The 12,963-nt window shown below is 67.9% G+C and carries 13 protein-coding genes and 1 riboswitch; of the genes, 10 read left to right on the top strand and 3 right to left on the bottom strand.

Annotation, left to right across the window (positions count from 1 at the left end):
- Position 1: 1 nt before the first annotated feature.
- Positions 2 to 499 (top strand): PGPGW domain-containing protein, encoded by a 498-nt coding sequence (locus BHE97_RS13050; RefSeq protein ID WP_087624477.1) that lies wholly within the window; start codon positions 2 to 4, stop codon positions 497 to 499.
- Here BHE97_RS13050 and BHE97_RS13045 read toward each other — a convergent pair.
- Positions 442 to 1,434: a DNA topoisomerase IB gene (locus BHE97_RS13045; RefSeq protein WP_087624476.1), complete on the bottom strand. Its 993-nt coding sequence runs from the start codon at positions 1,432 to 1,434 to the stop codon at positions 442 to 444. The two genes, BHE97_RS13050 and BHE97_RS13045, sit on opposite strands and share 58 nt — an antisense overlap.
- Position 1,435: 1 nt before the next feature.
- Positions 1,436 to 2,524 carry an acyltransferase gene (locus tag BHE97_RS13040; RefSeq protein WP_087624475.1) on the bottom strand — a complete coding sequence of 363 codons (1,089 nt, stop codon included), beginning with the start codon at positions 2,522 to 2,524 and terminating at the stop codon, positions 1,436 to 1,438.
- A 63-nt stretch (positions 2,525 to 2,587) separates the two neighbouring features.
- Positions 2,588 to 2,650, top strand: a riboswitch (guanidine-III (ykkC-III) riboswitch).
- 9 nt (positions 2,651 to 2,659) lie between these two features.
- Between BHE97_RS13040 and BHE97_RS13035 the strand changes: the two genes are divergently transcribed.
- The 3 genes from BHE97_RS13035 (at position 2,660) to BHE97_RS13025 (ending at position 5,245) form a co-directional block, all read left to right on the top strand.
- Complete coding sequence (locus tag BHE97_RS13035) at positions 2,660 to 2,980, top strand: SMR family transporter (RefSeq protein WP_087624474.1); 321 nt, start codon at positions 2,660 to 2,662, stop codon at positions 2,978 to 2,980.
- Between the two features lie 142 nt (positions 2,981 to 3,122).
- Positions 3,123 to 4,745, top strand: coding sequence for an MDR family MFS transporter (locus tag BHE97_RS13030; RefSeq protein ID WP_087624473.1), 1,623 nt, complete (start codon positions 3,123 to 3,125; stop codon positions 4,743 to 4,745).
- Positions 4,746 to 4,747: 2 nt separating this feature from the next.
- Positions 4,748 to 5,245 carry a MarR family transcriptional regulator gene (locus BHE97_RS13025; protein ID WP_087624472.1) on the top strand — a complete coding sequence of 166 codons (498 nt, stop codon included), beginning with the start codon at positions 4,748 to 4,750 and terminating at the stop codon, positions 5,243 to 5,245.
- Here BHE97_RS13025 and BHE97_RS13020 read toward each other — a convergent pair.
- On the bottom strand, positions 5,196 to 6,131 hold the full coding sequence (locus tag BHE97_RS13020; RefSeq protein ID WP_087624471.1) for a LysR family transcriptional regulator: 936 nt from the start codon (positions 6,129 to 6,131) through the stop codon (positions 5,196 to 5,198). The genes BHE97_RS13025 and BHE97_RS13020 overlap by 50 nt on opposite strands.
- Before the next feature lie 146 nt (positions 6,132 to 6,277).
- Between BHE97_RS13020 and BHE97_RS13015 the strand changes: the two genes are divergently transcribed.
- Genes BHE97_RS13015 through BHE97_RS12990 form a run of 6 tightly spaced genes read left to right on the top strand, consistent with a single transcriptional unit; the run spans position 6,278 to position 12,961 of the window.
- Entirely contained in the window at positions 6,278 to 7,501 is a 1,224-nt protein-coding gene (locus BHE97_RS13015) for a CoA transferase (RefSeq protein ID WP_087624470.1), read from the top strand.
- Complete coding sequence (locus tag BHE97_RS13010; protein WP_087624469.1) at positions 7,498 to 8,601, top strand: zinc-binding dehydrogenase; 1,104 nt, start codon at positions 7,498 to 7,500, stop codon at positions 8,599 to 8,601. Before BHE97_RS13015 ends, BHE97_RS13010 begins: the two co-directional genes overlap by 4 nt.
- A gap of 17 nt (positions 8,602 to 8,618) precedes the next feature.
- Positions 8,619 to 10,121: an aldehyde dehydrogenase family protein gene (locus BHE97_RS13005; protein ID WP_087624468.1), complete on the top strand. Its 1,503-nt coding sequence runs from the start codon at positions 8,619 to 8,621 to the stop codon at positions 10,119 to 10,121.
- A 28-nt stretch (positions 10,122 to 10,149) separates the two neighbouring features.
- On the top strand, positions 10,150 to 10,656 hold the full coding sequence (locus BHE97_RS13000; RefSeq protein WP_087624467.1) for a hypothetical protein: 507 nt from the start codon (positions 10,150 to 10,152) through the stop codon (positions 10,654 to 10,656).
- On the top strand, positions 10,653 to 12,038 hold the full coding sequence (locus BHE97_RS12995; protein ID WP_087624466.1) for a tripartite tricarboxylate transporter permease: 1,386 nt from the start codon (positions 10,653 to 10,655) through the stop codon (positions 12,036 to 12,038). The genes BHE97_RS13000 and BHE97_RS12995 overlap by 4 nt, the downstream gene beginning before the upstream one ends.
- Entirely contained in the window at positions 12,035 to 12,961 is a 927-nt protein-coding gene (locus BHE97_RS12990) for a hydroxymethylglutaryl-CoA lyase (RefSeq protein WP_087624465.1), read from the top strand. The genes BHE97_RS12995 and BHE97_RS12990 overlap by 4 nt, the downstream gene beginning before the upstream one ends.
- The last annotated feature ends 2 nt before the right edge of the window (positions 12,962 to 12,963 follow it).

Below are 12,963 nucleotides of genomic sequence, written 5' to 3'. Positions count from 1 at the left end.
CATGGCTATGCGCTCTCGCCTGCTCGGATGGTTTCATCGCACCGGCAGCGAGGTGCTGGGTTGGACACTGGTCGTGCTGGGGCTCTTCATGCTCGTCCTTCCCGGCCCGGGGCTGCTCGGCCTCGTCGCGGGCGTGGCCCTGCTCGCGCGGCACTATCACTGGGCGCGTCGCTCGCTGGAGCCCCTGCACGCGAGGGCGATCGAGGCGGCCCGGTACGGGGTGGCCACGTGGCCACGGATCATCCTCAGCGCGCTCGGGGCGGCATGCGTGTTCGCGGTGGGCGTCGTGTGGTGGGTCGATGTCATCATCCCGGAGTTCTCGGTCTTCGGGTTCGAGTTCGGTCCGCGACTGCCCGCGGGCGGACCGGTGACCGCCCTCGGCATGTTCCTCTCGGCCGCGATCGCCTGGTTCCTGCTGGGCTACAGCGTGTGGAAGTACCGCTATGCGGTGGCGAGGATGGCCAACAGATCCCGCTCGGCCGAGGAGGTCACCGACTGACCCGGTGACGGGATCCGGTGGCGTGGATCGAGCGTGATGCCCTGCTCGAACAGATCGACGACCCGCGGGTCCACATAGGACGACTTGGCGATGGCCGGGGTATTGCCCAGATGCTCGGCTACCTCCCGCATGGCCGCCGGCGCCGCGCGTCGTCGTGACGTGGCCGTGGATCTGTCGGCATGGGCCAGCGAGAGCGCGGCGATGACCGTGCCCCGCCACGTCCGGAAGTCCTTGGCGGAGAACTCCCCGCGCAGGACCTGCTTGATGTACTCGTTGACCTGCTCGGCGTTGAGGTCGTGCCAGCCCGCGTCGTCTCGCCAGGCCAGCAGCTCCTCGCCGCCGCTGCGCCGTCGCAGCATCGGGAGGAGTGCGTCGACGATGAGCGGATCGCTCACGGTGACGTGGACCTCCTGGCCGGACTTCGCGGCGTAGTCGAAGACGAGGCCGTCGGGGGATGCGTGCACGTGCTCCTTGCGGACAGTGGTCAAGCCGTACGATCCGTTCTCGTCCGCGTAGCGATCCGAGCCGACGCGGAACATGCCGAGGTCGAGCAGGGCGAAGACCGCCGCCTGCGCTCGCGGCAGGCCCTCCGCCTCGCGGAGCTGACGACGGACCACCCGCCGCCTGCGCAGCAGCGCCTCGGCGAAGTCGAGCATCCCCGCGAACTTCTCGCGATCACGGTGCTCCCGCCACGCCGGGTGATAGAGGTACTGACGACGCCCGGCATCATCGGTGCCGGTCGCCTGGAGGTGTCCGTTCTCCACGGGGCAGATCCACACCTCGGTCCAGGCGGGTGGGATGACGAGCTTCTTGCATCGTTCGACATCGATTCTCGCGAGAGGCTGCCCGTTCTCATCGAGGTAGCGGAATCCACGGCCGTGGCGGACCCGCGCCCAGCCCGGCATGGACGCCGAGACCCGGCGCAGTCTGGCCATCTCAGCGATCCCTGGAGGCGGGAACAAGGGTCCGGAGCTGATGCTCGACGGCGCGGCGCAGCCGGCCGCTGAAGGGCACGTCGACGCAACGGTAGAGGACATAGGCCGCGGCGAAGACCGTGGCGACGGCGGCGAGCATGGCTGGCCACGCGGCCCAGTCGTGGCGCTGGAGCACTTCGATGACGTACCAGCCGAGCCGCTCGTGGACCAGATAGAGCGGATAGGTCAGGGCCCCGGCCGTCGTCAGCCAGCCCCAGCGGACATGCTGGAGCCGGGTGCAGGAGAAGGCCCAGATCGTGACCACACCGACCAGCAGGATCACGGCGATGATCCCGCCGTTGGCCGTGATCTCGTCCGTGCGTGTCATGAAGGCCGCATACGGTCCATTGCTCTGGTACGCCATGAAGGCGAGGTTGAATCCGAGCGCGAGCGTCGTGTCCGGCCGGAAGCGGCCGTCGAGGTGGACGAGGTAGAGCACCATGCCGATCGCGAAGAGCGGCGCGTAGTGCGGCATGAGGATCTCTGCGAGGACGTCCCCGCCGTTCTCCTGGGCGAGGGCGCCGAGGACGGGCCAGGCCAGGACGAAGGCGAGGATCCGGTGGCGGGTGATGCCGATCAGCATGAACAGGGCGATCAGGACATAGAACTTGAGCTCCATGTAGAGCGTCCAGTAGATGCCGTCGATATTCTCCGCGCCGAAGGCCGAGTGGACCATCGTGAAGTTGAGCGCCCAGTCATCCCATCCCAGCTCCTTCCAAGGATCGCCGGGGAAGGAGGGGCGCAGCGCGAAGACGATGAGTCCGGCGATCAGCACGGCGGCCCAATAGGTGGGGAACAGCCGTCCCACGCGGGAGCCGATGTAGTTCGGGAGGTCCCGTCCCCAGGCGGTCATGAGGATGACGAAGCCGCTGATCATGAAGAACAGGTAGACTCCGACCGCCGCATAGGTCGTGACATGGGCGAACCAGCCGAAGTCCTCGACCTGGCTCGGATAGCGCCCCGTGTAGTGATACAGAATGACCCCGATCGCGGCGCCGATCCTCAGGCCGTCGAGCAGTCTCAACCGTGGAGCAGGGGTCGTCGTACTCACGCTTCGACCCTACGGTGACGGTCGAGGGGAGGCTCGCCGAGTGGGCCGGTGTGCCATCCTGGAGTCAGGACCTTCCCGGTCCCCGGACGAGGAGAGCCGTACCCGGAGTGCGACAAGACGGCCATCGAAGGAGTAATGGTCGTGTCGTGGTTGATCCTCGTGGTGTCCGGTGTGTTCGAGGCCGTCTGGGCGACGGCGCTCGGCAGGTCCGAGGGCTTCACCCGGCTGGTCCCCACCGTCGTATTCGCGGTCTCGGTCGTGATCAGCATGGGGGGCCTGGCCTGGGCGATGCGCGATCTGCCGACCGGCACGGCCTATGCGGTCTGGGTGGGCATCGGCGCGAGCCTCACGGTGGTCTACGCGATGGCGACCGGTGTCGAGCCGGTGTCGCTGGCCAAGGTCCTGTTGCTGCTCGGTCTGGTCGGCTGCATCGTGGGGCTCAAGCTCGTGCAGTGAGCCCCTTCGCAGGCGTGGTCCACGTCATCCTCTCTTCCGCTTGGCGAGACAGGTGTCTCGACATATGGTTGACAAAGGTCAATTATTGACTTTGATCAACTACTGAGAAGAGTGTGCTTTGGCTGAGTCGACAGCGCCATCGATGACGCATCGTGAAATCCTGCGGGCCTTGTCCGGCCTGCTCATGGGGATGTTCGTGTCGATCCTCGCGGGAACCGTGGTCTCCACCTCGCTGCCGCTGATCATCGCGGACCTGGGGGGCTCTCAATCGTCGTACACCTGGGTGGTGACGGCGACGATGCTGGCGATGGCGGTCTCGACGCCGGTCTGGGGCAAGCTGGCCGATATCTTCAACCGCAAGCTGCTGATCCAGCTCGCCTTGTCGATCTTCGTGCTCGGCTCGGCCGCGGCCGGATTCTCGCACAGCACCGACTTCCTCATCGGAGCCCGCGTCGTGCAGGGTCTGGGCGCAGGCGGTCTGGCTGCTCTGAGCCAGATCATCCTGGCCGACATCATCTCCCCGCGAGAGCGTGGCCGCTACGCCGGCCTCTTCGGGGCGGTCATGGCGGTCGGATCGGTCGGCGGACCGTTGCTGGGCGGCGTCATCACCGATGCGATCGGCTGGCGGTGGAACTTCTTCGTGGCGATGCCCGTCGCGATCGCCGCGCTGATCATGCTGCAGCTGACCCTCCACCTGCCCAAGCATGGCCGCGCCAAGCCGAAGATCGACTATCTCGGCGCGGTGTTCATCACCGCCGGCATCTCGATGCTGCTCATCTGGGTGAGCCTCGTCGACCACAACTTCGCGTGGGCGTCGGTCGAGACCGCCTGGATGGTGGGCGGCTCGGTGCTGCTGCTCGTGCTGGCCGTGGTCACCGAGCTGCGCGTGGCCAACCCGCTCGTGCCGATGACGATGTTCCGCGATCGCACGTTCACCCTCACGGTGATCGCCAGCCTGGCGGTCGGCGTCCTGATGTTCGGCACGGCCGTCTTCCTCGCGCAGTACATGCAGCTCGCACGCGGTGCTACGCCGACCCAGTCCGGGCTCCTCACGATCCCGATGATGGCCGGCCTGTTCACCGCGTCGACCGTGTTCGGCCAGGTCATCACGCGCACCGGCCGCTGGAAGCCGGTCATGGTGACCGGCGCCGTCACCGCGATCGTCGGCTCGGTCATGCTGGGCCGCCTCGACGGGGACTCGCCGATGTGGTTCGTCTCGCTCGCGATGCTGGTGCTGGGCGCCGGATTGGGCATGCTGATGCAGAACCTGGTGCTCGTGGTCCAGAACTCGATCGCCGTGGAGAATCTCGGTGTCGCCACGAGTGCGATCACGTTCTTCCGCACGATCGGCGGCACGGCGGGCGTCTCGGTGCTCGGATCGGTCCTCGCGCTGCAGGTCAAGGATCGCATCACCGAAGGCCTGGCCTCGCTCGACCCCGAGCAGCAGGCGCAGGCCGCGCAGGCGCTCGCGGGCGGAACGGTGCCGAAGATCGCAGATCTCCCGCCGGCGGCGGCGAGCATCGTCGAGCATGCCTACGGCTCGGCCATCGGATACGTCTTCCTCCTCACCGTCCCCCTCGCGATCGTGGCCCTCTTGGCGATCGCGCTGCTCCCCAGGCAGGATCTGGGCACGATGACGGCGGTGCAGGCGCGCGCGAAGGCCGAGAAGGTCGCCGCGGACATGGCCGGGGTCGAGGGTCCGAGGAGCGCCGAGGAGCATCGGGTGGACGACGACGAGGCGACACCCGCGACAATGAGGTCGTGAACATGACGACGCCCGATCCGCTCGCCCACGCCGATCCGCGGGTCGCCGAAGCGGTCGTGGCGGTCGAGGACGCCATGAGTGCCCTGGGCAGCCGTGTCCGGGTGATCCTCCGTGACGCCGCGGGGCAGGTCGACGAGAACCTGCAGCCCTTCGGGCTGCGGATCCTGCGGATGCTCGAGCGCCATGGGGCGCAGTCGGCCGGGCAGCTGTCCGAGTGCCTCGAGGTGGACCCGAGTTCGACGAGCAGGCAGGTGCGTCAGCTCGCCGATCTCGGACTCGTCGAGGTCACCGCCTCCGCATCGGATCGGCGCTCGCGCATCATCGCGCTGACTGAGCACGGATCCGAACGGCTCGCGGCGATCGGCCCGTCCAGTCGGATCCTCATGCAGCGCGCACTGAGCTCCTGGGATCTGGACGATCTGCAGCGGTTCGCGGCCTATCTGGAGCATCTCACCGATGCGACCGTGCCCGTTCCGCCCGCTGACGCTGATCGGTCGTGAGCTCGGTCAGCATCCCGATCACCCGCTGTGCGGCGGGGGAGAGTGAGCGGTCCGCGGCGCGCGCGATCCCGAGTCGGCGATCGACCTGCGGATCGACCAATGGTGTCGTCGACAGGTCGGCGAAGGACATCAGGGGCAGCACGGTCGCCGGTGCCGCCGCCACCCCGAGCCCAGCGGCCACCAGGCCCGCGATGACCGCGAGGTTCTGAGCTTCCAGGACCTCCTCGGGTCGCGTGCCGAGGGTCTCGAAGGTGCGATCGGTGAGCGCGCGCAGGCTGGAAGCGGGGCCGAAGGCCACCATCGGCTCGGCGGCCAGCGCATGCCAGCTCACCGTCGGGTGGTCGCTGAAGTGGTGATCGCGGGGATGGACGGCGTGGAAGCTGTCGCTGTAGAGCGGGAGGAAGACGACCGACTCGGGAAGGTCGTCGTCGCTGGTGATGGCGAGATCGGCCCGACCGGCCAGCAGATCCTCCGTCGCGTCATGTGCGAGGGTGTCATGAATGTCGACGGTGACATCAGGAGCGCTGGTCCGCATCCGCGCGACGACGCCCGGCAGTATGGTGGCGGCCACCGATGGGAGCGATGAGATGCGCACGATCCCGCCCAGGCCATCGCGGTAGAGGGCGAGCTCGCGCATGTCGCGCTCGTGCTGGCTCACCATCCGGCGCGCGATCCGCACGAACTCTGCGCCGGCGGGTGTGGCGCGCACCGACCGGGTCGTGCGGTCGAAGAGACGCACGCCCAGGCGCCTCTCGACGTCGTTGACGGCGCGGCTCAAGGCGCTTTGTGAGAGGTGGACTGCTTCGGCGGCTGTGGTGAAGCTGCGGTGCTCGGCGACCTCCAGCACGAGTCGCGCGGAGCGGAGTTCTACGTCGGGGAGAGCCATGGGGTGATTATCCCACTGAGCGCATTAATCGATGCATATTGAGGCGTGCAGAGTGTCAGCGAGAGCGCGTAGCGTGACGGCGGTTACATCGCCGATGTGACAGGTGACACCCCGAACAGCGTCCTGCGGGACCAAGAGAGTGAGTGATGAGTTCAGCCCTCGCCCGCCCCGGTGCGGACCCCGATATCCACGCCATCAGCACCGCCTCCTCCCCTGACTTCCAACCCCTCGCGGGGGTGCGGGTCATCGACTTCACCCGAGTGCTGGCCGGCCCCTACGCCACGATGACCCTTGCCGAGCTGGGTGCCGATGTCATCAAAGTGGAGATGCCCGAGGTCGGCGATGAGACCCGAGCATGGGGTCCGCCCTTCATCGATCACTCCAGTGCCTACTTCCACGCGGTGAACCGTGGCAAACGCAGTATCGAGGTCGACCTCAGCGTCGAGGAGGGTCGCAGAACCGTCGATCGGCTGCTTGCCTCCGCGGATGTGGTGGTCGAGAACTTCCGGCCGGGTGTCCCCGAGCGTCTCGGGCTCGATGCCGAACAGGTCATGGCGCGCCACCCGCAGCTGATCTACGCGTCCATCACGGGATTCGGCCGCAGCGGGCCGATGGCTTCGGATGCGGGGACCGAGGTGATCGTCGAAGCCGAATCGGGATTGATGAGCGTCACGGGTGAGCCGGGAGCAGCACCCGTCCGCTTCGGTGTCGCCATGGTCGATATCGCGACAGGTCTCACGATGATCAACGGCATCCTCGCTGCCCTGGTCGAACGAGGCCGGACACACCGCGGCCGACGCATCGACGTGTCGCTGTACGCCACCGCCCTCAGTTCCCTCGGGACGGTCATCACGGCATCCTCCGCCGGAGGCGGGCCACCGCGATCGTGGGGGAGCGCCCACCCCTCGATCGTTCCGTATCGCGCCTTCGCCGCCGCCGACGGGTACGTGGTGCTGGGCGCGACGAATGACGCGATGTTCCGGCGCCTCGTGGTGGCACTCGACCTTGCCGAGGAGCTCGGTGGACCCGAGTGGGCCACCAATGCCGGACGGGTCGAAGGCCGCGACGAGCTCGAGGAGATCGTGCAGGGTGCCGTTGCCCCGGTGAGCGTCGACCAGGTGGTCGCCCGGTTGCGCGCGCAGCGTGTCTTGGTCGCGCCCGTGCTGCGGCCGGACGAGGCTGCGGCCAGCGAGCAGGCCCGCGCGCTGGGATTGCTCGTGGAAGAGGACGGCGTGCTCATGACCCGAGGTCCACTCGCCGCGGGCCAGGGAGTATCGATGAGCGCGGCACCAGCACTCGGCCAGCACACGCAGGAGATCCTCGCTGAGCTGTCCGCCTCGGATACGGAAGGTCGGGAGGCCACATCATGACAACCGGACGTGCAGCGGTACTGCATTCCTTCGGCGGGGACTTCTCGATCGAGGAGTTCGCCCGTCCCACGGCAGAACCAGGCGGGCTCGTCGTCGAGATCGATACGGCCACCATCTGCGGATCGGATGTTCACGCCTGGAAGGGCCACCTGTCCCTGGGCGTGCAGTTGCCGATGATCCTCGGCCACGAGATGACCGGACGGATCGCCGAGATCGGTGCGGGAGCCGATGTCGACAGCGTCGGCCAGCCCTTGCGGGTGGGTGATCGCGTGGTGTGGGCGCACATGTCCTGCGGTCGCTGCCATGAATGCACGGTCGAGCAGACCCCCGTGTTGTGCGCGCACCGGTACATCGGCTACCTCAATGACTGCTCGGTGCCTCCGCATTTCACCGGCGGTTTCGCCGAGTACGGCGTCATTCGTCCCGGTGCGGGGCGGGTCCGGGTTCCCGATGGAGTCGAGTCATCGTGGGCCTCGGCGGGGAGTTGCGCTCTGCGCACCGTCGTCAAGGCGCTCGACCTTGCCGGGCCGATCGACCGCGATGACACCGTCGTCGTGCAGGGGGCGGGTCCTCTTGGTCTGTTCGCCACGGCGCTGCTGTCACTCCACGACCCCCGTCGCCTCGTAGTGGTCGGGGGTCCACAGGAACGTCTCGACCTCGCCGAGGAATGGGGGGCGACGCATACGGTGCTGGTCGATCCCTCGGCGGACCCCTCCGAACGCGTGGAGCAGGTCATGTCGATCACCGGGCGCGGCGCGTCGGTCGCCTTCGAGCTGGCCGGTGCCCCGGGGGTCGTGGGCGAGGGGGTGCAGCTGATGGCTCGCCATGGGCGCTATGTCCTGATGGGCACGCTGGGCGGTCAGCCCCAACCCGTCGATGTGGCCACTGTGGTGACCCGTGGTGTCACCATGATCGGTTCGATGAGCGGCGCCATCGGGGACTATCACCGCGCGATGACCGCCCTGGACCGCTACCAGGATCGGTTCGCGTGGGATCGCATGCTCGGGAACACCTACGACCTTTCCACGCTCGCTGACGCGATGGACGCCATGGTCTCGATGCGCGAGGTCAAACCCGTCGTGCGGCCGGCTGCCAGCTGAATCCGAAGGAATCCACCATGAACACTCTGTCTTCATCCACCCCTGCGCCCGACGAGCTGCGCTCGGCGCTCGACGATCACCGCACGAGACTGCCGGGACGCTTCGGCTTGGCCGTCGGCGGAGGCATCCGCGACCCCCAGCGCTGGAAGGACACAGTCGACCCGGCTACGGGCGAGCCACTGGCCACGGTCGCGAGCGCCACCCCCGAGGAGGTCGATGCAGCGGTCGTCACCGCCCGCGCGGCAGCACCACAGTGGGCCGAGAGATCACCCGGTGAACGCGGTGCCGTGCTGCGCCGGTTGGGCGCATTGGTGCGTCGAGATGCCGACGTGCTCGCCCGCCTCGAGACACGTGACACCGGCAAGCCGCTGGCCCAGGGGCGAGCCGATATCGCGGCCGCAGCACGGTACTTCGAGTTCTATGGATCGGTCGTCGAGGGATTCCTCGGTGATTCGATCCCCCTCGGACCCGGCTCACTCGCCGTCGTGGAACGGGTGCCCCATGGCGTGACCGGTCATGTCGTGCCGTGGAACTATCCTGCCCAGATCACTGCGCGCTCGGTCGGAGCCGCCCTCGCGGTCGGCAACGCCGCCGTGGTCAAGCCCGCCGACGAGGCACCTCTGGTGGCATTGGCCTATGCCCGGCTCGCCCGCGAAGCGGGAATCCCCGACGGAGTGCTGAATGTGCTGCCCGGGGGCGCTGAGGCAGGGTCAGCGCTAGTTGCCCATCGCGATGTCGACCATGTCTCCTTCACCGGATCGGTGGCCACCGGCCGCGTGGTCGCGGCCGCCTGCGCCGACCGTGGTCGCCCGGCGCTCCTCGAGCTCGGCGGCAAGTCCGCTCATCTCGTCCTCGAGGGAGCCGACCTGGGCCGAGCCGTTCCCGTCATCGCCCGGGCTTTGCTGTTGCACGCGGGTCAAACCTGCACAGCGGGGACACGAGTCGTGGTGCACGAGTCGCTCCACGCCGACCTGGTGGCAGCCCTCGCGCCCTTCTTCACGGCCGCCACGGTCGGTCCCGGACTCGGAGACCCGACGGTCGGCCCGGTCGTCTCGGCGATGCAGGCCGAACGCGTCAGGGGCTTCATAGATCGGGCTGAACGCGAGGGCGCTGTGGTCGCCGCGCAGACGCCGATGACCGACACCGGCGGTGGCTACTTCGTTCCGCCGGTCCTGTTCGACCAGGTGGCGCAGACGGCCGAGCTCTTCTTGCAGGAGGTCTTCGGTCCCGTGCTCGCGGTGACATCCGTCTCTTCGGATACCGAGGCGATCGACGCCGCGCACAACAGTGATTACGGCTTGACGGCAGCGGTCTGGTGCACCGATGTCGACCGAGCGCTGCGTACAGCGCGCTCTTTGGACGTCGGACAGAGCTATGTCAACGGCTATGCGCCCGGGGGCGGAGTCGAGCTGCCGTTCGGGGGGACACGCGACAGCGGATACGGCCGGGAGAAGGGTGTCGAGGCGCTCCGTGAGTACAGCCGCACCCGCACCTTGTTCATCGATATCGCGAGCCACTGAGGGTCGCGTCATGGAGAGGAAACACATCATGTCCGAGGCAGAATCCTCGACGCACCTCCCTGAGGAGGGCCTGGTGGAAGTGTGGGGTGACGTCGTCAGCGAACGTCACGTGAAGGTCTCGGTCCTGCTCGGTGCCGGGCTCGCGGTCCCCACCTTCTTGCTGGCACACCGTGGATTCGGCGCGGCGATGGACAACCAGGACCTTGCCAAGACCTTCGCGATGCTCGCCGGTCTGGCCGCTTGCCTGGTCGCGGCGCTGATCAGCGCGCGACTCTTCGAACCGAAGCGGATCGTCAGTGAACGCACCCTCGATCGTGAGCAGCAGATCGAGGCGGCCTTGGACCTGGCGCGTCAGCCGCTCGGCATGGGCCGGCTGGCGGACCTGGACGACGAAGGACGCGAGGAGCTGCGACGCATCGGCCTGTATGAGGTCTTCGAGGAGGCCGAGCGTCGTCTCGCGATCGAAGAAGGTGCCCAGGCTGGCGAAACAGAAGCGGTCGACGGTTCGAGCACTGGTGCGGGAGGAGCGCGATGAACCCGGAGCTGGTCGACGGCATCCTCACCGCACTCGCGGCGGGACTCGCCGGCGCCGTCATCTTCTCCCTCCTCGGCCTGGTCTCGGGAACCGATGAGACGGCCACGCTCGCACCGTTGACCCTGGCGGTCGTCCTCCTCGGCGTGCCGCCCGCAGGGGTGTTGACCTTCTTCATCGCCGGGGCCGCGGCCAAGCACATGACCCATGCGGTGCCCACCACCCTGTTGGGAATCCCCGGCGACACCATGGCCATCGCTTTGATGGAGGAAGCGAACTCGCTGCGCCGGCTCGGCGTACCGCATATCGCCCTGCGCAAGATGATCTCCGCGGCGGTGCTCGCGGCCTTGATCGCTGTGCCGGTATCTGTGCTCGCCGCCAGCGCTCTCGCGACGATCTCCGAGGACATCAAGAAGGTCATCCCCTACCTCTTCCCGCTGATCGCCATCGTGATCGCCTATCTGTCGAAGGGGCGGTGGGCGTCGGTGATCGCACTGGTGCCGCTCACCGCGATGATCACCGGCCTCAACTCCTTCGTCTCGGCCGAGACCGGGAAGACGCTGGCGATCAGCTTCTTCGTCGGACTGGCCGTCGGCCCGATGATCGTCGACATGGTCGGACTGGCCTCACCCGGGCTGCGGGACTCTCTGCTGCGTGATCGGCGGCCCACTTTCTGGCTGGCACCCGAGACCGACGCCGGTGGTTCGTCGCGTCCGGCCCGGAACCCGCTCCGCGTGCTCAACCGCAAGGAGGCCTCCACGACGGCTGCTGCCGCCACCGTCACGAGTCTGACCTTCGTGGTCAGTCCGCTCGCGATGGCGATCCTCGTCGGCGATATCGTCGGCGCCCGGATCAAGCACGCTTACCAGCGCCTCACCCGGGTGATCTCGGTCCGCAACGGTGTCACCGACTCGACGTATCTGGCCGAGACCCTCATCCCGCTGGTCGCCGTCGGGTTGCCGCTGAGCCCGATCGCGGCCGGCGCGGCCGCACCCCTCTTCAACGCCCCGCCGATCTTCTCCGTCGGTGGGGACGGGAGCGAGCTGCACAATCTGCATACCCTCCTCAGCCCCTCTCAGTTCCTGGTATACAGCCTGATCGGCGTACTGGCCGCGGCGCTCGTGGCGTATCCGCTCACCATCAGATACGCCCGCCGCGCGGCCTTCTTCGTCGCCCAGCGGCTGAGCCACGAGGCGGTCGTCGGCGCCTTCGCCGGACTCGTCTTGGTGGTCGCTCTCTACGAAGGCGGATTCTGGGGAGTCGTGGTGATGTTGACCGTCGGCCTCGTCGGCGGCGTGCTCAACAAGGTCATCGGCATGCACGTCGGCGTGCAGTGCATGGCGTACTACGTGTCAGTGCTCTCGGTCCCGGTGTTGCTGGGATGAGCGGGCAGCATCCGGCCGTCCATCGCGATCCAGCCCTCCCACGGTCGGTGACGGTCTACGAGGTGGGGGCGCGAGACGGTCTGCAGGCCGAGTCTGCTCTCGTGCCCTCCGTCGCCAAGATCGACTTCATCAGGCAGTTGCGGGCGGCAGGTCTCCCCTGGGTCGAGGCCACCAGCTTCGTCTCGCCCCGACGGGTCCCGCAGCTCGCGGACGCTGCCGAGGTCATGGCCGGCCTCGGCGGTGAGCTGTCGGCCCATCCGGTGCTGGTGCCGAATCGGCGCGGACTGGAGCGGGCCCGCCTCTCAGGCGCGCGGGCAGTCGCCGTCTTCGTCAGCGCCACGGAGACCTTCGCGCGGCGCAATCTCAATGCGGGACGCGATGAGAGCCTCGAGATGGCGCGACGAGTGATAGAGGAGGCCTCCGGGGCGGGCATGCGGGTGCGCGGTTATGTCTCGATGTGCTTCGGCGACCCGTGGGAGGGGGAGGTAGCCATCGACGACGTCGTGTCGGTCTCGCGCTCCCTCGTGGACAGCGGATGCGCTGAGATCTCCCTCGGCGACACGATCGGCGTGGGAACCGCCGGGCACGTCACGGAACTGATCGCGGCACACGGTCGAGCCGGTATCGGCCCGGAGCTGCTGGCCTTGCACTTCCACGACACCTACGGCCAGGCGCTGGCCAATGCCGCAGCGGGCCTGAGGTCGGGGGTGACCTGTTTCGACGCCTCCGCAGGAGGCATCGGCGGATGTCCGTTCGCCGGGTCGGCCACGGGCAATCTGGCCACCGAGGACCTGCTCTGGATGCTGTCCGGCCTGGGGATCGAGACAGGGGTCGACCTGGACAAGGTCGTCGCGGCGGGAGCGATGATGACCGATCTACTGGGTCGCCCGCGCAGCCGCGTCGCCACCGCGATGCTCGGCTGAAC

The organism is Aeromicrobium sp. PE09-221, assembly GCF_002174305.1.
Classification (GTDB): Bacteria; Actinomycetota; Actinomycetes; order Propionibacteriales; family Nocardioidaceae; genus Aeromicrobium.
This window is presented reverse-complemented; position numbering and strand designations above follow the sequence as displayed.